Genomic DNA, 20,431 nt, shown 5'->3' on the forward strand with positions numbered 1-20,431 from the left:
CCTTATTGGCTTCCTTAGTTGCTTGCACTAGCCTTAGCGACCAAGACTATCAGCGCGTCTCCAATCGGACCTATGCTTACGATCAAGCAACGATCTTAACGGCCGCCAAACAAGTCTTTGATCACCGCTACCCAGAGGGCTACAAAGCAAGTATTCATCAAGGCAATCTTACAGTTCGACATGCTTGGGATGATGGCTATTATTTATGGGGGAGTCGCGGCTTTGATTATTGGAAACTCTATACTCGCAGCCTGGCCGATGGTCAGACGCAAGTGCATTTGGATGCGAGTCGCTTCAAAGCAGGTGATCCGGGTACATCTGTGTTAGAGGATCTAAATGGTCCTTATACCAATAACCGCGGTGAATTACCAAATGGTGCCTCAACCTATAATGATTTTTATCGTGACCTAGAGCAACAACTGGGGCTGTCAGCACAGTCATCAACACGCCAGTCACCTCAATAAGCCCCTGGCCTCGTGGGCTTTTACGTCGGTGCATTTTAAAATTCTCAACCGCTGATTTCAACCTCGCCTAATGCAGCGTAACGCTTAGCGAAAAACCCCTAACAGTGCCGAGCTGTTAGGGTTTTTCATCGTTACTGCACTAAAAACGATGTGCTATAAAAGATGAACTAGACACTATCCAGTTCCAAAAAATAACAAACAACATTTCCACATCATTCAGAGAGTTAAAGGAGGCTTTGATGAGTAAGAAAATTTGGTTGGAGCATTATCCTAGTGGTATTCCTGCAGAAATCTCTGCACTAGAGCATCAATCCTTGGTCGACATGTGTGACGCTAGCATCCAGAAATTTGCTGACCGCACGGCCTTTATTGGTTCACAACTACCTTTGTCTTACCAGGAATTTGGCGCAGAGAGTACCAAGTTTGCGGCTTACTTACAGAGCCAGGGCATTACAAAAGGTGATCGCGTGGCCGTGATGCTACCTAATCTCATTCAATACCCGATTACTGTGCTCGGCATTATGCGTTGTGGCGCGACGGTGGTTAATTGTAATCCCCTCTATACTTCTTATGAATTACACCATCAACTCAAGGATTCCGGTGCCAAGGCCATTATCCTACCCGATGTCTTTTTTGAAACCTTACTGAAGTGCATAGACAAACTACCCGACATTAAGCATGTGATTGTCACCAGTCTCGGTGATGTGTTTGGTAAACCTAGCCTCAATCCTGAAATCGTCCACAAGGCCAAACAAGCTTCACTCATGGTTACTGGTGGTGTTGATGTGCTCGAGCAATTCGGTTCTTATTTACAATCCTTCCCGGGCTTTATCACTTACAAAGAGGCGCTCCAAAAGGGTCAAGAGGCTGGCTTTAAACCGGTAGAGGTCACACAAGAGGATATCGCGTTCTTGCAATATACGGGCGGCACGACGGGGCTCTCTAAAGGCGCCATTCTGACGCATTTCAATATTCTCAGTAACGTCAAACAGGTAGAAGCGGTCATAAACATCGACCTATCTACCATTGAACTGCGCTGTGTCACAGCGATTCCGCTCTATCATATTTTTGCCTTAACCGCTAATTTCTTTAGTATGGTGTACATGGGCGGTCGTAATTTACTAATTGCCGATCCTCGTAATATGGATAGCTTTATTGCTCAAATTAAGGACTACGGCATGACCAATATGACGGGCGTCAACACGCTCTATAACGGTTTAATGCAGCATCCTGAGTTTCCAGAGGTGGATTTCAGTCAGTTCCTGTTTTGTATTGGGGGTGGCGATGCCATCCAAAAATCCATTGCAGATCGTTGGCAAGAAAAGACTGGCAAGGTGATCACCCAGGGGTATGGCCTTACAGAGACCTCACCGTTGGCGACGGTCGAAGATATCAATAATGATCACTTCACGGGATCTATCGGTATGCCGGTGCCTTCGACCGATATCGTCATCCGCAATACCGAAGGCAAGGACCTACCTATTCACGAAGTTGGCGAGCTGTGCATCAAGGGTCCGCAAGTGATGCGGGGTTACTGGAATCGCCCAGAGGAAACCGCCAAAGTCATCTACGAGGATGGTTTCTTTAGGAGCGGTGATTTGGGTTATATGGACGAGCAGGGCAAGTTCTATATTGTCGATCGCCAAAAAGACATGATTGTTGTCTCTGGCTTTAATGTCTATCCCAACGAGGTTGAGGGCGTCGTGGTATCGCACCCTAAAGTCTCAGAAGTAGCCGCCGTAGGGGTTGACCATCCTGTCTCTGGCGAAACCATTAAACTCTATGTCACGGCCAAGGATCCTAGCCTTACCAAAGAAGAAATCATCGCCTATTGTCGTGAGCGCTTAACTGGTTACAAGGTGCCTAAAGATATTGAGTTCTTGGACGAATTACCAAAAACGGCGGTAGGTAAGATTCTGCGTAAAACACTCAGAGAAAAAGCCAATCAAGGCCATAATCCTAAATAAACGCTGAACTTAGCCGCAAAGCCAGAGAGGTTTTGTGGCTAAGCTGTTTTTTCAGCCACTAGCCGCCGAACAATCACCTATTCATTATCATTTTGAGGAGACAAGCATGACAGAGCGGATCGAAACCTCTGGTCTACAGGTAGACAAAGTGCTTTATGATTTTTTAGAAAGTCAAGTTTTAGCGCAGCATCCAACGGTCAAAAGCGCCGACTTCTGGCCTGGTTTTGCCAAGATTATTAAAGAGTTAGGCCCTAAGAACAAACAATTACTACAAAAAAGAGATGAGTTCCAAGCGCAACTTAGCGCGTGGCACCAGCAGCATCCAGGCCCGGTGCAAGACCAAGATGCCTACAAGAAATTTTTGCAAGACATTGGCTACCTTGAACCAGAGCCAGAGCCGTTTACCATCAATCCTAGCCATGTAGATCGTGAATTTGCTGAGCAAGCGGGGCCGCAATTAGTGGTACCTATTCTGAATGCACGTTATGCGATTAATGCTTGTAATGCCCGTTGGGGTTCTTTATATGATGCTTTATACGGCACCGATGCCATCGACCAAAGTGGCGAGCTAGCACCGGGTGAGAGTTACAATGCGAAACGCGGCGACGCTGTGATTGCCTTTGGCAGAGAATTTTTAGACCAAAGTCTGCCTTTACAAGGCGCTAGTCATCAAGACGCTAAGCAGTATCAGGTCCAAGACGGGCGTTTACAGGTCACCTTACAGAATGGTCAAAGCGTGACTTTAGTGAATCCCGAACTATTCATCGGTTATCAGGGAGAGGCACAGGCGCCAAGCTCCTTATTGTTCTTGCATAATGGTTTACATATCGATGTGCAAATTGATGCTCAGGATCGCATCGGTCAACAGGATCCTGCCCATATCAAAGACATTATCCTAGAAGCGGCGCTATCGACCATCATGGATATGGAAGACTCGGTGGCCGCCGTCGATGGTGAAGACAAAACCCTCGCCTACAAAAACTGGCTGGGCTTAATGCGCGGTGATCTCACCGAAGAAGTCAGCAAAAATGGCAAGACGTTCATCCGTCGTATGAATCCAGATCGTGAATATACAGCCGCCAATGGCAAAAAGACCATTGTGTTAGGCGGGCGCTCCCTCATGCTAGTGCGAAATGTCGGTCACTTGATGACTAATCCTGCCATTCTCGACCAAAATGGTGACGAGGTCTATGAGGGCATTATGGATGCTGTCGTCACGGCTTTGATTGCGCCTTTTGACCTTAATCGCCAAGACAACAAAAACAGCCGTGCCGGTAGTGTGTATATTGTCAAACCCAAAATGCACGGTCCTGCCGAAGTTGCTTTTGCCAATGAGTTATTTACGGCCGCTGAGCAACTGACTCAACTACCCGCCAACACCCTCAAAATGGGCTTAATGGATGAGGAGCGTCGAACCTCCATTAATTTGCGGGCTTGCATTCTCCAAGCTAAAGATCGCCTGGTCTTTATTAATACGGGGTTCTTGGATCGCACGGGCGACGAAATCCATACCATTATGAGTGGTGGTGCTGTGGTCCCCAAAAATGACATCAAAAACACTACCTGGTTTCCCGCCTACGAAAAAAATAACGTCCAGACGGGGGTACTGTGTGGACTTATTGGTCGTGCTCAAATCGGTAAGGGGATGTGGGCTATGCCTGATCTCATGCACAAAATGCTCACCGAAAAAATTGCGCACCCTAAATCGGGTGCCAATACCGCTTGGGTTCCTTCACCTACGGGCGCGACGTTGCATGCGATTCACTACCATCAAGTCAATGTGTTTGAGGTCCAAAAACAGTTACTCGATGACACCCATAATTATGTGGATGAAATTCTTGTGCCGCCTTTAGCAGCGCATACCGATTGGGAGGCTAAGGCCATTCAACATGAACTCGATAATAATTGCCAAAGCCTATTAGGATACGTAGTGCGTTGGGTCGAGCAGGGCGTTGGCTGCTCCAAGGTGCCCGATATTAACAATATCGGCCTCATGGAAGATCGCGCCACCCTCCGTATCTCCAGTCAGCATATTTGCAATTGGTTAGTGCATGGTGTCGTCACTAAAGAGCAAGTGCAAGCCACGCTTGAACGAATGGCGGCAGTGGTCGATGCCCAAAACCAAGGCGATGCCCATTATGTACCTATGGTCGGTCGCTTTGAGCAATCACCGGCCTTCCGCGCGGCTTGCGACTTGATTTACAAGGGCCAGGAGCAGCCTTCAGGCTATACCGAGCCCTTATTACATCACTGGCGCCAAATTGCTAAAAAGCAGGCCTTATCCTCTTGATTCTCTTGAGTGTAAGACTCAGCACCTGAGATTCTCAATCTAGACTCCTAGGGTGCCTTTAGTTTCCCTATATAGTAGTGATCCATAACACAAACGCCCCAGACTCTTGTGGTCTTGGGGCGTTTGTCTGTGCCTGGGACTTACGTAAAAGCGCCATACGCCTGTGCCAATGTGCTAGGCGTCTGCACCTTCCCTCAGGTAATTAGGATCACCATCGATTTCAAAACGAGCCGAGTCTGGGTATGGATAAAAATCATCGAGTAAACCTGCTTCTATATGGTCTTTTTTTTCCTGCCAAAATTCTGGTGTTAATAGTTCTGCATGGTGTGCCATAAACACCTCGCGCACCTCTGGATCCGTCAATAAAAAAGTGCCAAATTCTTCTGGGAAGACATCGTTTTTGTTGACGGGATACCAAACCTCTCCCGAGAGCTCCATTTCGGGATAGGGGGCAGGTGGGATACGTCGGAAATTACAGCTCGTCATGTATTCAATTTCGTCATAGTCATAAAAAATCACCCGACCAAAGCGTGTTATACCGAAGTTTTTAAACAGCATATCGCCAGGGAAAATATTCGCGGCGGCCAGATCCTTGAGTGCTTGCCCATAATCGATAATAGCGTCGCGGCGCTGTTCAGCATTGGCTTTGGGTAAGAAAATATTGAGTGGCTTGAGGCGTCGTTCTATATAGCAGTGCTTGATAATAATGTAGTCATCATTTTCCTCGAGCATAGAAGGCGCAAACTCGCGTAACTCATTGAGCATTTCATCGGTGCAACGATCGCGCGGGATAGCGACTTTTGAGAACTCCAGCGTATCGGCCATGCGACCAACCCGATCATGTTTTTTGACGAGAAGGTATTTGCCACGAACATAATCGCGGTCAAAATCCTTATTGGGGCCAAATTTATCCTTGATCACTTTAAAAACATAGGGAAACGAGGGCAACATGAAGACAGACATGACTAACCCTTTGATGCCAGGGGCGAGGATAAATTTATCTTCTGAATAATGTAAATGCTGCAAGAAATCGCGCCAAAAAATATTTTTGCCCTGTTTTTGTAAGCCCAACATATTGTAGAGATCGATTTTGCTGCGCATCGGCAGCATAGCCCGCAAGAAATTGACGTAATTTGAGGGGACCTCCATTTCTACCAAAAAATAGGCCCGAGCAAAAGAGAATAAGACAGCAATAGAGCGCGCATTCAGCAAGGCCGCATCGACCTTGAGCCCGCCTTTCTTGTCGTGTACCACAGCAATGGCAAATGGATAAGATTCATTGCCATTGATAATTTGGCCGAGTATGTAAGCACATTTATTGCGATAAAACGCCGATTGCAACATCTGAATATGCAGATTGAACTCATCGAAAGGCCATGGTCCCATCTCTTTTTGGATGGTCGACATGATATTCGTGACATCTTTGTCAATATCCGTAAATGGCACGCGCCAATTAAAATGCAGCAACATATTACGCACGCAAGGACTTAAGTCGTTATTGTCAGGGTAAAACGGCTTGAAGGTGCTGTCCTCATCGGATTCTATGTATTCGGTGGCAATGGCAGGGCGTACAAAAATATATTGATTTTTGTAGTAACTACGATCCAACATGCGCGTTGAAACAGAGTTAAAAAACGTTTCGGCCAATTCGGGTTGTTTATGATTGGTAAGTAGCGCAATAAAATCGGTTTTGATGCTTTTCCAGAGTGTTTCATCCAAAATTTGCTGGGGGTAATGTTCATGTAACCAAGTGACGCATTCATCCACCCTATCGTCATAGCAGCGCACCCTGTCGGCCACGAGTGCCTGCACACCTAGCCAATCGGCCTCTTCGAATTTATTTTTGGCACGTTTGGAGTAGGAGCGAAAAATAAAATAGTGCTTATTAAAGCCCGTCAGGATGGCTACAGCAATGGTCTTGGATGTCGAGTGATGAGTGATTGCCATGATAGTCTCCTTGTGCATTTCGCTATATATTTTCTATATAGATCAATATACGTGTACTCCCATCTTCGTGTGGCTAAATCCTTGAAATTACGGACTTATACTAGGATTAGCCGATGACCTGCGATAAGTCTACGCGCAAGTCATATATCTTATATCTTATATAAGTGTTACTGCTAATATTCAAAGCTAACCTCCCGTGCTAATTTGTGCTTAACAGTGATGTTCACCGTGGCAATGTCTTAAGCAGTGCTGTATGGCTGCCTGACTCTAGACAAGTAGTGTTAGGCCACGCTATTAACCATTTCTTTTTCCTCGATTAGGAGTCTTACTATGACGACATACAACGAAAACATTGAACAAGCGCAACAGACGATCAAACAAGCAGGAGAGAGTTGGCATGCTATCAATCCAGACTATGTAGCCCGTATGCGCCTGCAGAATCGCTTCAAAAGTGGGGTAGATATTGCCAAATACTGTGCTGCCATTATGCGCAAGGATATCGCCGAATACGATCAAGATCCGAGCAAATACACCCAATCTTTGGGATGTTGGCATGGTTTCGTCGCCCAACAAAAGCTCATCTCCATCAAAAAACACTTCCAAACCACCAAGAAGCGTTATATTTATTTATCAGGTTGGATGGTGGCTGGTCTACGCTCTGAGTTTGGGCCTTTACCAGACCAATCTATGCACGAAAAAACAGCGGTCAACAAACTCATCGAAGAGATCTACACCTTCCTTAAGCAAGCCGATGCGCGTGAGCTTGATTTACTCTTTACCGCACTCGACAAGGCCAAAGAATCCGGCGATCAAGCTCAGATCAAGCAAATTCAAGAGCAGATCGACAATTTTGAAACACATGTTGTACCGATGATTGCCGATATTGATGCGGGTTATGGTAATGTCGAGGCGACCTATTTATTGGCTAAACGTATGATAGAGGCAGGCGCTTGTGCTATCCAAATCGAGAACCAAGTGGCTGACGAAAAGCAATGTGGTCACCAAGACGGTAAAGTCACCGTGCCTCTTGATGATTTCATCGCCAAGATTAACGCCGTCCGTTATGCCTTCCTTGAGTTAGGCGTTGATGATGGGGTCATTGTGGCACGGACTGACTCGCTAGGAGCTGGTTTAACCAAGCAAATTGCGGTCTCACGTGAGGAGGGGGATATTGGTGATCGCTACAATAGTTTTCTTGAAGGCGACGAGGTTCAAGACCTTAACGACATCAAAAATGGTGAAGTCGTGGTGCGCACCGGGGGTAAATTGATTCGTCCTACTAAGCTCAGCAGTGGTCTTTTCCAATTCAAAAAAGGCAGTGGCGTCGATCGAGTGGTGATGGATTGTGTGCACTTCCTACAAAACGGCGCGGACTTATTGTGGATCGAGACCGAAAAGCCTCACGTCGAGCAAATTGCAAGTATGGTTGATCGCATTCGCGAACAGGTGCCGACAGCCAAATTAGTCTATAACAATAGTCCATCTTTCAACTGGACGCTTAATTTCCGTCAACAAGTCTATGATGCATGGCATGACGAGGGCAAAGATCTCTCAGCTTATGATCGTAGTAAGTTGATGAGTGCGGATTACGATGATACCGAGCTTGGCAAAGAGGCCGATAAACGCATCCAATCCTTCCAAGCCGATGCCTCCGCACGTGCTGGCATCTTCCATCATCTCATTACCTTACCGACCTATCACACCACGGCCTTGTCCATGGATGATTTAGCCAAGGGTTACTTCGATAAGGAAGGCATGCTCACGTATGTGACGGGTGTTCAGCGCCGTGAGATCCGTAATGGTATTGCGACCGTCAAACACCAAAATATGGCGGGCTCTGATATTGGCGACCACCACAAAGACTACTTTGCTGGCGAAGCAGCACTCAAAGCCGGGGGTAAGGACAATACCATGAATCAATTCGACTAAGCTACAAGTAATTGCGTTAGCTGCGGCAGTTGCTCAGCTTAGTGGAATACCATCCTCATACCTAGTTAGAGCCAACCTCAGTGCTTAGCCACTCAGGTTGGCTTATAATTTGTAGAGGCTCCAAACTACACTAATTGGCGCGAGTTCTAATCCCAAACATCCCTTAGAAAAGTCATTATTTTTTCAGAGAAACGATATGCCATCCCTCAAAATTTTGTCACCGGCCCTCTTTAGTCTATGGATGCTGAGTGCTTGCAGCCCAGAAAACGTCAGTGCTGCCGATCAACACCCCGGCCCACACCAGAATCAAGGCTTTTGGTGTCGAAATTTATCAATTTCTTGCCAAAAAGACCCGCAAACAGCGAGTACAGCGGTCAGCCGCGCCCACGTTGAGCAGAACCAGCAAAGCCAAGCACAAATATCAGATATTCCTTTGCTACGACCTAAATTACAAATGGTGGTTGACGACAAAAAATGCATTAAAGGACACGACAAACTTAAATTGGGTCCTGATACCCCTAATATGTATTGCGCAACCGCAAGAATTGCCATCGACAAAACTGGTTTAGTATGGTTGGATCGCTTGTTAGTACAAGATCTGACCGTCCCATTTTTACCTGATAACGAAGAGCTCTCTACCACAGAAAATCATCCTGCAGAGACGACAGCGTCGAACACTGAGACGAACTCACAGGCGTCATCGGTCGATAAACTTGCCTACAAAACGGCCGCTTATTGGTTGCAATCTGAGGTCGAATGGTTGGAAGAGCTCAGACAAGATGAAATTCGTGAGCAGCAAAAAGACAAAACTTACACGGCGATGGGTAGAGGCCCTTATTGGTATGTCAACCAAGCGCGTTTTCTTGATCAGCGCCAGAATCTTGCCACTTTTGTCCATCAATGGAGTGGTTATACGGGCGGTGCGCATGGTATATACGGTAAGGGTTATTCAGTATTTGATCTCGAGCAGCACAAACGCCTAAATCTAGATGATGTTCTCGTTCCAGGTCAACGCCCCAAACTCAAGGCGCTCTTACGAGAAGCTTTTGTAGATTATCGATCACAAATTGGTGGTTTCACGCCTGAAGAAGTGGAGTCAAATAATCCAGATGCCTATGACAACAACAATTATTATTTTGGGCATGACGCTATGGTCTTTTCCTATGGCCCGTATGCATTAGGCTCCTATGCTGATGGGATTATAGAGCTTAAATTACCGTATTATTCCCTACAAGGCATTCTTAAATCAGAATATTTACCTGTCGAAGTCAAGCCGCTGGATAATTAAGGCTATCGATCGATCCGTATCGGAGCACAATGCAATGCCTAAAAAACCTCTATGTGGTAGATATTTTTAGGCAGATTTACGAGGTGCTTTGGTGAGGCGTCGTTGCGAGGCTTTTTGGACAAGCCAATCGAATAAGTTTTGTTGCCGTTGATCTTGGCGCGCCATTAAGTCTGCCTGCCATTGTACGGCCAGGACTTCTGGGTGGCTAAATAGTTCCACGGCTTCTATCATGCCACCAGCACTGCGAGCAGTAGCATTGAGACAACGACCCAGGCCGTCAAGCGCCAGGTGATGGGAAGAGTTTACCTGCAAATGATGATGCCCAAAAATCGAATACAAAATAGAGTCTTTTTTGATCTTGATTGATTGTAAGGGCAGGGTGCCATTAGACGCCGTCGCCGCTTTGGCTTGAGTTTGAGGTTTACCATAGGCTTCACAGATTCGTAAATCGCCGCCCAGCGCCAGATTAAGTAAATGCAAACCCCGACTGATACATAGCAAAGGCACTTGTTGCTCGATACACGCTAGGATCAGTTTGATTTCGACCGTGTCTTGGGTCGGGTTGCTATTGTGTAAATCGGGTTGATATTGACCCTGATAGGTGGAAGGATCGACATCAATGCGATGGCCAATAATCAGACCATCAATAACATCAATCCAGGCCGGTACAAAGCCAGGATTAATGGGAGGCAAAATAAGTGGAATGCCGCCAGCGCGTTCAACAGCCTCTATGGTGTTGGATACTTGACTATAGTGATCATCGCTGTCGGTTGAGCAGCCACTAATGCCAATAATTGTATGCGATTCAGACACTGACATTGGAACAAAATATCATTAAGTTAGACAACAAGAATATGTCTTGCATCTTAAAACGCCAAGTTCCTTTTGACTATTAGTAAAACCCAGGTGAACTCGGTCAATTACCGTCAGTAGCCTGCATATAGTGTTAAGTTAGATCAATTTTTTTAACATTTGCGGTGCTCTTTTTATCATATTAGTGTGACTGACAAGTAAATTAAAACTTGCAATTGAATGGTGCTACAATTCTGGTGATTGTAAGCAACGATAGCAAGTTGTAAAAGTTGTATTAATTTTACATAGGGGTGTCTATGGAATTCGAGCTCAACGGGGTGTATACCCTGATTATTGCCACATTTGTTCTGATATTAGGACGCTTGTTAGTTTCTAAAGTTAAGTTTTTATCTGACTTTAATATTCCTGAGCCTGTGGCGGGTGGTTTGGTGGCCGCCATTATTATCTTTATTTTAAGAATGTGGCCAAGTTGGTTTGGTGCTTCTGAGTCATTAGCACTTAAGTTTACTTTTGATACCGACTTACAAACCTTCTTTATGTTGATGTTCTTTACCTCCATCGGTTTAGCAGCAGACTTCAAACGCCTCAAAGCGGGTGGTATGCCGTTGGTGATTTTCTTAGTGGTGGTGTCATTCTTCATCATGATTCAAGATGGTGTGGGTGTGGCCATGGCGAGTGGGTTGGGTTTAGATCCCTTAATTGGTTTGGTGGCTGGTTCTGTGACCCTCACGGGTGGTCACGGTACGGCAGCGGCCTGGGGTGATATTTTTGAAAAAATGGGCGTGAGTGGCGCGACGACCCTAGGGATTGCAACGGCGACGTTTGGTTTAGTCAGTGGTGGTTTGATTGGCGGTCCAGTGGCGCGTTTTTTGATCAAAAAAATCAAACGTGAACAAGTGTCCAGTACGGAAGATAACTTTGCCTTAGGTAAAGTCGCCAACCGACAATCTCTTTTTAGAACCTCCAAAAACGCCAGAACAGATGATGGTAGTGATCGTCAAAGTGATGATATGTTCAACCGTCGTGATGAGATGCGCTTAATCACCACCTCTTCTGCGATTGAAACCTTGACCTTATTTGCGGTCTGCTTGGCGGTGGCCGATATTCTTAGCGCTGTGACCGCTGGCACTTATATTGAATTGCCGACCTTCGTGTGGGCCTTGGCGACGGGGGTAGTGTTACGCAATGTCCTGACGCATCTCTTTAGTTTTGATATGTTCGACCGTGCCATCGACGTTTTTGGCAATGCCTCCCTTTCCTTATATTTAGCGATCGCCTTACTCAGCTTACGTGTTTGGGAATTAGCGGATTTGGCCTTACCTGTATTGGTGATTTTGGCTGTGCAAGTCGTGGTCATGATGGTGTTTGCCACCTATGTGACCTTTAAAGTGATGGGTTCGAATTACGATTCGGCCGTCTTAGCCGCTGGTCACTGTGGTTTTGGTATGGGTGCAACGCCAACCGCGATTGCCAATATGCAGGTCATTACCGATAGATTTGGCCCTTCTCCAAAAGCGTATCTTTTAGTGCCTATGGTAGGGGCTTTCTTTGTCGATTTAGCCAACGCGATGGTCATTAAACTCTTTATCTTCTTCATTCAATAATACTTACTCATACAAGGGCCTCGCGGCCCTTGATCTTTTTTATGCAGTCTTCAGCTCTTCCAGTATTAGGCGTCACCATGGGTGATGCCGCGGGCATTGGTCCCGAAGTGACCGCACGCATGCTGCTTAACCATCCCGAACTGCGGCAAATCGCGCGCTTTGTCGTTATCGGTGATGTCGCTAGCATGCGTAAGGCGGCTCAGCAAATTGGTCATGATGGCGCTTGCGTGCAAGCCCTACAAACGCCCGCGCAAGTGCGTAACCAAATCGGTACTATTGAGGTCTTACAAGCCGCGACACCGCTAGATGATGTCGTCATGGGGCAACTCAATGCGCAAGCGGGAGCGATGTCGGCCCAGGCCGTCATGCTCGCCTGTGACTTAGCGCGGCAAGGCCAAATTGCGGGAATAGTGACGGCGCCACTGAATAAAGAAGCCATGCACATGGGCGGCTATGATTGGCCAGGGCATACCGAGTTATTGGCGCATGAATTCGGTGTCAAGGATTTTTCTTTGGTGTTGTCGGCGGAGGATATATATGTGTTCCATGCCACCACCCATGTGCCTATGCGTCAAGCGGTGTTGGACTGTACTGCACAACGCTTTGATAGTTTATTTGAGCTTATTTATGCCTTTCAAAGAGCCTTAGGCCGTGAGCAAGAAACCATCGCCGTCGCGGGTTTGAATCCTCACGCCGGTGAAAATGGTCTATTTGGGGATGAGGAACTCAACATTATTGCACCGGCCATTGCGCGTGCTCAAGCCAAAGGTATTCATACACTGGGGCCGATCCCGGGAGATGTACTGTGGCCTAAGGCTGTACGAGAAAAAGCTTATAAGTTCTTAGTTTGCTGCTATCACGATCAAGGGCATGGACCTTTCAAGGCCGTGTATGGTGATGAGGGCGTCAATATTACCGTGGGCTTGCCCGTCGTCAGGGTGTCAGTGGATCACGGCACCGCCTTTGATATCGCCGGCAAAAATATCGCTCGAGAGACCAGTTTGATGTTGGCTGCCAAGCATGCCGCTAGACTAGCACCGAATTGGGCTCAAGTTTGGGCCGCAGCACAACGGGCATGACTAAATATAAAACATCCACTTAGCGATCAAGACAATCAGTACCACATGGGCAAACACGCTCCAGTGCAACCATTTAGAAAAATGACCACTGAGTGTGCCACGTCGGCGTTTGATTAAGGCGATGAGAAAGTGAGCAAATACGCTGACGGCCAAGAGGATCTTGAGCCAGAGCATACAGGCAAATGCGCTAGCAAAGGGCTGTGCAAGTAGGGTATGGAAGCGCAAGCCCACCATACCTAACCCTGCTAAGTATAAGAGTACGACGGCGATCGGCACGATTTTGACGATGCGCGCCGACAAAGCGCTCTCAATGGCATCCATGAGACGAGCTGACGTGTATTTACGAGCGCCGCCCATAATTAACACTTCAAAAAATACCGTGCCGACGAACATAATGGCACAGAAAATATGCACGGTTAATAAAACTGGATATAAATAAGCCAAAATCAAACCCCTACAAATCAGCGCAAAAAGACAGCGATAGTATTACTTTAATCCTTTGCCGCTAGCTGGCATGCCAAACCCCCAAAACTTCTGGGGTTTTGATTAGGATGCGTGATTATTTCTGAAGGTATTGATCCAATGAGCCGTTGAGGAGTCGTGTAATTTGGCTTGGGTGCTATCACCGTTAATTTCTTTTTCGATATTGCCGGCCAACTGTTTACCTAACTCGACACCCCATTGGTCAAATGGATTGAGCCCCCAGACAAGACCTTGTACAAATACTTTGTGCTCGTAGAGGGCCAATAGTGCGCCTAGTGCAAATGGGGTCAGACGCGGCATGACGATCAGCGTAGAAGGTCGACCGCCTGGCAAGGCACGGTGTTTTGCTAATAAGCGTGCCTCTGCTTCAGATTTACCGTCAGCAAGATTTTCTTGATAAGCCGTTTCGATGGATTTGCCTGTCCACAAAGCTTGACGCTGTGCCAAGCAATGCGCCAATAATTTGCGGTGGTGAGACGGCCATTGGTGATCAGCTTCTTGACAGACAATAAAGTCAATCGGCGCACCGTCACTGCCTTGGTGTAACCATTGGAAGAAGGTATGTTGGGCATCCGTGCCGGGCATACCCCAGACCACCGGGCCAGTGGGCACATTGATAGGCTCGCCATAGTGATCGACGGATTTACCGAGGGACTCCATGATGAGTTGTTGCAAATACGGTACGAGTTGACTTAAGCGAGAGTCATAGACGGCGATATTGTGAGAGCCGTACTCTAGGACACTGCGGTTGCCAATGCCTGCCAAGGCTAATTGCACTGGCGCGTTTTCAGCAAATGGTGCGTTAAGAAAATGTTGATCCATGGCATGCGCGCCACTGATTAAACCGGCTAACACAGGGGTGCCGACCGTTAGGCCAGCCGCTACGCCCACCGATGACCACAGCGAAAAGCGACCGCCGACCCAATCCCAGAAGCGGAATAAATTATGATCAGGAATACCCCAGGCGCGGGCGTTTTCTGGATTGGCCGTAATCCCAATAATTTGGTTAAAAGGATTGCGGACATTGCCCGCCTTGAGCCAGTCTAGAGCTCTTTGGGCATTCGCCATGGTCTCGGCGGTAGTAAACGATTTGGTGGCGACGACGACGAGCGTTTCTTTGGGGTCAAGACCCGCTAAACCACTCTCGATGGCATGGCCGTCGACATTGGCCACAAAGCGGATGTTACGCCACATATGAGTATAGCCAAAGGCACTCGTGAGTAAACGCACCCCCCAGTCACTTCCGCCAATACCGATGTGGACAATATTACGCCAACGTCGCTCACTATCCGTGCGACGGACAAATTCCAACATGCGGCGATATTCGTGTGCCACCTCTGGTAGAGGACGGGGCTCTCTGAGCATGGTGTGCCAGGCCGCGCGATTTTCAGTCGTATTGATTTTGGTGCCGTTAAACAACGCCTGGCGCGCTTGCGTAAAATTGCGAGCCTGTAAGAGGGTTTCACCAGCTTGATCCAATTCCTGAGAGTGGCGTTGCGTACTCAGATCAATGCTGAGACCCGCCGCATTGAGAATGCGTAGGTGATCACTTTTTACATTGGCTTGTTGGGTCGCTTGCGTGAATTGCGCCCATTCTGGCATTTTGTCTAAAGGCGTACGACAGAAAATTTCGTTGGACATACACTAATTTTGCAATCTATTTGAGTGGGTTTATTAACAGCTAAGTATAAGCCGTTTTTTTTTGTATCGCTATTTTTTTAGGGTACAATCAGAAGATTATTACTTCTTTTAGGACTTCAGAGAGATACAATGAACCCAATTCGTAAAGCGGTTTTTCCAGTCGCTGGTCTGGGTACGCGTTTTTTGCCAGCTACCAAAGCAATGCCCAAAGAAATGCTACCTGTGGTCGATAAACCATTAATCCAATATGCCGTCGAAGAGGCTGTCAAAGCCGGTATTACGGACTTAGTGTTTATTACTGGCCGTCACAAACGCTCTATTGAGGATCACTTCGATCGCATGCCAGAGCTAGAAGCAGAACTTGCCCAAAAGAACAAACAAGAACTACTCGAGGCTGTCCAAAATATTCTGCCTAGCAATGTCAATTGTATTTATATTCGCCAATATGCACCATTGGGTTTAGGTCATGCGGTACTGTGCGCTGAGCCAGTCATCGGTAATGAACCTTTCGCGGTGCTTTTAGCGGATGATTTGATCGACTCCGAAAGCCCTGCGACCTTGCAGCTCATCCAAGTGGCTCATGCGCGTAATGGCAGTGTGCTTGGCACCCAAGAAGTACCACGCGAACATACTGGTAAGTATGGCATTATCGCCGGCAAGGACGAGGGTGAGGGTGTCACCTTAGTCAAACAAATCATCGAGAAACCTAAACCAGAAGAAGCGCCCTCTACGACAGCCGTGGTTGGTCGCTATGTGCTAGAACCGGAGATTTTCGAGCATTTACGCCATGTTGGCAAAGGTGCCGGCAATGAGATTCAACTAACTGACGCGATCTCTGCCATGCAAAAAACTCGTCCAGTGTATGGCTACAACTATAAGGGGACGCGTTATGATTGTGGCAGCAAAGAGGGCTTCTTCAAGGCCAATATCGCGCTAGGCATGAAGTACCATAATCTCAGCATTGATTAATTCGCTGTGCTGTAGAACAATTCAGCGACAGTCTAAGGCCCTTGCTTTACAGAGCCAGCGTGTCGACACACAGTGTTGAGTCTTGCAAGGGCTTAGTGTTTCTCACGCTTTTGAGCACTTTTTAATCTGCAGGCGCAAATTTCACAAAAAAGCCCAAGTCTTAATGACTTGGGCTTTTTGTTAGGTGTTAAGAAACATCAGGGTTGACTGAGGCCTGGCGCTTAGTCGTCAGATTCTTCAATCATGTCTTTACTACTTTGAGGAGCCCGCACTAAGACGCGGTCGATGCGGTGCTTATCCATGGTCAAGACCTCAAAATAATAGCCTTGCCAGGTGAAATGCTCCTTCGGTTCAGGGATATGACCCAGTTCTTGGAAGATAAAACCTGCTAGGGTGTGATAGTCTTCATCTTCGCCAGGAAACTCGGTATCTGTCTCGAGAATTTCACGAAAACGATCAAAGTCAATGCTAGCGTCTAAGGACCAACTGCCATCCGCACGATAGACAAAGTCCGAGCTTTGATCCTCGTTGAGTGGAATGGTATAGCCGACAAGGACTTTGAGGATGTCGCGTAGCGTACATACGCCCTCAACCTCTCCGTATTCATTAATGACGACAGCAATTTCGGAGCGTTGCTGTTGTAAGGTTTCCAATAAGTCCATGGCACTAATGGTCTCTGGAACGAACTTGGCAGGGCGGGTGAGCTCACGAATATTGATGGGCTGACCACGAATTTGTTGCTCAAACAGGGTTCCGGCATCAATAATGCCCACCACATTATCAAGATCATCTTCACAGACCACAAAGCGCGAATAAGGACTGTCAGCGATTTGCGTTAAGCTGTCTTGTAAGGAATCCTTGAGGTCGATGTAGTGAATATCGTTGCGGGGCGTCATGATACTAGCCACGGGCTTATCATCAAGGCTTAGGGCGCGGGCTACGATATCGTGCTCGGTTTTTTCAAAGAGGCCGGCTGTGGCGCCTTCTTTGAGGAGACTATTAATATCTTCTTCGGTGAGGGCATCGCCATTGTGACGATTAAAGCGCAATAGCTTGAGGATTAATTCCGTCGTAAACGATAAGACCCAGACAAATGGCGACACAATGGTGGAGAGCCATTTCATGGGAATAGCAAAAAAGGCGGCGATTTGTTCGGCATATTGCATGCCAATGCGCTTAGGTACGAGCTCACCAATAATCAGTGATACAAAGGTAATGCCCATGACCACGATAAACAAGGAAATTTGATAGGCATAGTTCGCTAAACCTGGAATCGATTCCACATAGGGCTGAAGCATGCTGACGAGGGAGGCTTCGCCCATAGCCCCCACAAAAATACCAATCAGTGTAATACCGATTTGTGTGGTGGAGAGCGCCTTGGTGGGATTGTCGATGAGAGACAGAGCCACTTTGGCGGAGCGTTTGCCTTGATCGGCTTCGTGCTGTAAGCGCATACGCTTGGCGGTGACGATGGCGATTTCTGCCATCACAAAAATCGCATTCACAAGAATTAAGACTAAAATAGCAATAAGATTGAGCATTTTGGATTTATTTCTTGCGATTATTAATACGTGTGAGGCCTTCTTGGGCGGTAGAGGCGATCAGTACGCCATCTTCGGAGTACACCTGACCCATACAGAGGCTGCGTGAGCCCATGGTCGTGGTCGAGGTGTTAACGTATAAGTGCCATTGGTTAAGGTCGATCGGGCGATGGAACCACATAGCATGATCCAGGCTGGCCATTTGGAATTTATCATCATGTTGATAAAAACCGTTACGATAGACACTGCTGTATAAGAGATTAAAGTCAGAAATGTACGCAAGCAGACTTTTTTGGACTAAATCATCTTTTGGTAGGGGACCGGCTGCTTTGTACCAAGCCATGGTATAGCGATCTTGGGCACGCTCTAGGATACGATCGACGTAGGGCATGCGTACCTCAAAGGCTTGTTGGTCAAAAAACTCTGCTTTGTCACGGCCATGGAATAACTTCGCCATGGCGTCTTGGTAGTCAAGGCATTGCTCAGGCGGTAGCACTTCATCGGGCCACGCATCAAAACGCTCTAAACCCTCCTCGAGTAGTTGAAAGCTACAGCTCATTTGGAAGATGACTTTGTTTTCTTGACTAGCGGTCACGTGACGCACTGAAAAACTTCGGCCGTCCCGGCTGCGGGTGACATCAAATTGAATCGGGAGTTTGGTATTGCCCGGTCTTACAAAATAAGCATGTAAAGAATGAGCATGGCGGGCGGGGTCTATCGTTTGTTGGGCGGCGGCCAGGGCTTGACCTAAAATTTGACCACCAAAAATACGACCTGTGTTGAATAAATCAGTGCTCTTGCCTAAAAAACTATCCTCAGCGATGGCTTGAAGTGTCAGTTGTTGAATCAAATCATCAAGATTTTTGTTCATTTTTAAAATTACAATCAGGAAAACAAAGTTATTATATACAAAACCCTTTTATCTATATATCATGCATGCCTTTTGCTATCAATTAGGTATAGTCCATGCACGACCCGTCACTCCCTAGACAGCGGCGCTAGATAGAGGTTTCATCTTAGTTTAAAGTACGAATAATAAACTCTTATGACAAACCCAGCTCTTCAATCAAGTTTTGCAAGTCGTTATCAAGCCTTACATCGCCGTGTGGCTCAAGTCTGTGAACAGGTCGGCCGCGATCCCAATTCAGTGCAGATTTTGCCCGTCAGCAAGACCTTTCCTGAGAGCGCTATTGTGCCGGCCATCGAGATGGGGCAACTACGCTTTGCCGAAAACCGCGTTCAAGAGCTCAAACAAAAGGCTGAGTACTTTACTGCTCAAGGGGTCAATCATTTGCAATGGGTGCTGATCGGCCCACTACAAACCAATAAAGCCAAATATGTGGCGCGTTTTGCCACAGAAATCCAAAGCTTAGATCGTTGGTCAGTAGTGCAAGCTCTAGATAAACACTTACAAAAAAATCATCGCACTTTAGAGGCCTTGATTCAGGTGAAAACTAGCCGCGAGGAATCGAAAAGCGGTATGGCGCCAGAGCAGGTCCTAGATTTTTTGCGGCAACTCCAAGAGGTGCCCAGTTTGCGGGTCAAAGGTTTTATGACCGTTGCCGAAAACACGTCCGATCAGACGATTGTGCGTGATTGCTTTAGACGCTTAGCGCAATTGGCCGAGCAATGTCGGCAAGCGACGGGCCTCGCACTGCCTGAGCTCTCTATGGGCATGAGTGCCGATTTTGAGTTAGCAATTGCGGAAGGCGCCACCCAAATCAGGGTGGGTTCGGCGCTTTTTGGGGCGCGTGACTATGCAAATGGAGCCGCTAACGGCTCACACTAAAAAAGCCAGGGTTTGGCACCCTAGCCTGAATCGAAGATCCGATGAACTAAAGCTTAAAGCCGTTTTAGTCAGCGTTTTTGGCGGCTTCTTTTTGGGCCTTTTTGATTTTGGTTTTGATGCGGTTTTGTTTGAGTTTAGAGAGATGATCAATAAACAAGACACCGTCTAGGTGATCAATCTCATGCTGCACACAAACCGCTTTGAGGCCTTCGTAGTCAAACTCGAAGCGTTCCCCTTTTTCGTTTGTGGCGTGGCCTTTGATGGCGGCTGGACGTGTCACCTTATCGTAAATGCCAGGGATGGATAAACAGCCTTCCTCGTATTCTTGGAGTTCTTCACTGAACCAAGTGATTTGTGGATTGATAAACACCTGCGGCTCATTGCCTTCTTCGGAGATATCCATGACAAATAAGCGCTGTTGGATATCCACCTGAGTGGCCGCTAGGCCAATGCCTTTTGATTCGTACATAGTTGCCAGCATATCACTGGCTGTTTGTGCAATCTCTGGGGTGACTTCAGAGACGGGGTCAGCCTTGACGTGCAGGTTTGGGTGTGGATATTTAAGAATGGGTAATAAAGCCATAATGTAAACGATAAAATTGTATAAATTTGCTGAAATAACTGTGA

The 20,431-nt window shown here is 47.1% G+C and carries 16 protein-coding genes; 9 read left to right on the plus strand and 7 right to left on the minus strand.

From position 1 onward, the window contains the following. Positions 1-5 precede the first annotated feature (5 nt). The 3 genes from Q335_RS0103985 to Q335_RS0103995 all read left to right on the plus strand — a co-directional run bounded on the left by Q335_RS0103985 (position 6) and on the right by Q335_RS0103995 (position 4,721). Positions 6-464, plus strand: a complete 459-nt coding sequence (locus Q335_RS0103985; protein WP_156929886.1) for a hypothetical protein — start codon at positions 6-8, stop codon at positions 462-464. Between the two features lie 239 nt (positions 465-703). After that, positions 704-2,431, plus strand: coding sequence for a long-chain-fatty-acid--CoA ligase (locus tag Q335_RS0103990; protein ID WP_038369367.1), 1,728 nt, complete (start codon positions 704-706; stop codon positions 2,429-2,431). A 106-nt stretch (positions 2,432-2,537) separates the two neighbouring features. Further along, positions 2,538-4,721: a malate synthase G gene (locus Q335_RS0103995; protein WP_028357535.1), complete on the plus strand. Its 2,184-nt coding sequence runs from the start codon at positions 2,538-2,540 to the stop codon at positions 4,719-4,721. 174 nt (positions 4,722-4,895) lie between these two features. Here the strand turns inward: Q335_RS0103995 and aceK are convergent, their stop codons facing one another. After that, entirely contained in the window at positions 4,896-6,668 is a 1,773-nt protein-coding gene (aceK, locus tag Q335_RS0104000; RefSeq protein ID WP_028357536.1) for a bifunctional isocitrate dehydrogenase kinase/phosphatase, read from the minus strand. 330 nt (positions 6,669-6,998) lie between these two features. On the opposite strand from aceK, the gene Q335_RS0104005 reads away from it, so the two are divergent. Further along, positions 6,999-8,597: an isocitrate lyase gene (locus tag Q335_RS0104005; RefSeq protein WP_028357537.1), complete on the plus strand. Its 1,599-nt coding sequence runs from the start codon at positions 6,999-7,001 to the stop codon at positions 8,595-8,597. Between the two features lie 196 nt (positions 8,598-8,793). Then, positions 8,794-9,885 carry an RsiV family protein gene (locus Q335_RS09160; protein WP_038369368.1) on the plus strand — a complete coding sequence of 364 codons (1,092 nt, stop codon included), beginning with the start codon at positions 8,794-8,796 and terminating at the stop codon, positions 9,883-9,885. Between the two features lie 66 nt (positions 9,886-9,951). Here Q335_RS09160 and Q335_RS0104015 read toward each other — a convergent pair whose 3' ends face one another. Then, positions 9,952-10,704, minus strand: a complete 753-nt coding sequence (locus tag Q335_RS0104015; RefSeq protein WP_028357538.1) for a gamma-glutamyl-gamma-aminobutyrate hydrolase family protein — start codon at positions 10,702-10,704, stop codon at positions 9,952-9,954. Positions 10,705-10,994: 290 nt separating this feature from the next. Here Q335_RS0104015 and Q335_RS0104020 point away from each other — a divergent pair, with 290 nt between their 5' ends. Both Q335_RS0104020 and pdxA read left to right on the plus strand, forming a co-directional pair. After that, positions 10,995-12,302 (plus strand): sodium/glutamate symporter, encoded by a 1,308-nt coding sequence (locus Q335_RS0104020; protein ID WP_028357539.1) that lies wholly within the window; start codon positions 10,995-10,997, stop codon positions 12,300-12,302. Between the two features lie 41 nt (positions 12,303-12,343). Continuing rightward, positions 12,344-13,381, plus strand: coding sequence for a 4-hydroxythreonine-4-phosphate dehydrogenase PdxA (gene pdxA, locus Q335_RS0104025; RefSeq protein ID WP_028357540.1), 1,038 nt, complete (start codon positions 12,344-12,346; stop codon positions 13,379-13,381). On the opposite strand, the gene Q335_RS0104030 is transcribed toward pdxA, so the two are convergent. Both Q335_RS0104030 and pgi read right to left on the minus strand, forming a co-directional pair. Further along, positions 13,382-13,825: a CopD family copper resistance protein gene (locus Q335_RS0104030; RefSeq protein WP_038369370.1), complete on the minus strand. Its 444-nt coding sequence runs from the start codon at positions 13,823-13,825 to the stop codon at positions 13,382-13,384. It lies immediately after the preceding gene. 102 nt (positions 13,826-13,927) lie between these two features. Beyond that, complete coding sequence (pgi, locus tag Q335_RS0104035) at positions 13,928-15,505, minus strand: glucose-6-phosphate isomerase (RefSeq protein WP_084493535.1); 1,578 nt, start codon at positions 15,503-15,505, stop codon at positions 13,928-13,930. Positions 15,506-15,634: 129 nt separating this feature from the next. Here pgi and galU point away from each other — a divergent pair, with 129 nt between their 5' ends. Continuing rightward, complete coding sequence (gene galU, locus Q335_RS0104040) at positions 15,635-16,474, plus strand: UTP--glucose-1-phosphate uridylyltransferase GalU (protein ID WP_028357543.1); 840 nt, start codon at positions 15,635-15,637, stop codon at positions 16,472-16,474. A 221-nt stretch (positions 16,475-16,695) separates the two neighbouring features. Here the strand turns inward: galU and Q335_RS0104045 are convergent, their stop codons facing one another. Beyond that, positions 16,696-18,015 carry a hemolysin family protein gene (locus Q335_RS0104045; RefSeq protein WP_028357544.1) on the minus strand — a complete coding sequence of 440 codons (1,320 nt, stop codon included), beginning with the start codon at positions 18,013-18,015 and terminating at the stop codon, positions 16,696-16,698. 7 nt (positions 18,016-18,022) lie between these two features. Beyond that, on the minus strand, positions 18,023-18,886 hold the full coding sequence (locus Q335_RS0104050; protein ID WP_028357545.1) for an acyl-CoA thioesterase: 864 nt from the start codon (positions 18,884-18,886) through the stop codon (positions 18,023-18,025). A gap of 174 nt (positions 18,887-19,060) precedes the next feature. On the opposite strand from Q335_RS0104050, the gene Q335_RS0104055 reads away from it, so the two are divergent. After that, a complete protein-coding gene (locus tag Q335_RS0104055) occupies positions 19,061-19,804 on the plus strand; it encodes a YggS family pyridoxal phosphate-dependent enzyme (RefSeq protein ID WP_028357546.1) in 744 nt (247 codons plus the stop codon). 64 nt (positions 19,805-19,868) lie between these two features. Here Q335_RS0104055 and def read toward each other — a convergent pair whose 3' ends face one another. After that, a complete protein-coding gene (def, locus tag Q335_RS0104060; RefSeq protein ID WP_028357547.1) occupies positions 19,869-20,387 on the minus strand; it encodes a peptide deformylase in 519 nt (172 codons plus the stop codon). Positions 20,388-20,431: the final 44 nt, after the last annotated feature.

This window comes from Brackiella oedipodis DSM 13743 (assembly GCF_000621025.1).
In the GTDB taxonomy this organism is placed as follows: Bacteria; Pseudomonadota; Gammaproteobacteria; order Burkholderiales; family Burkholderiaceae_B; genus Oligella; species Oligella oedipodis.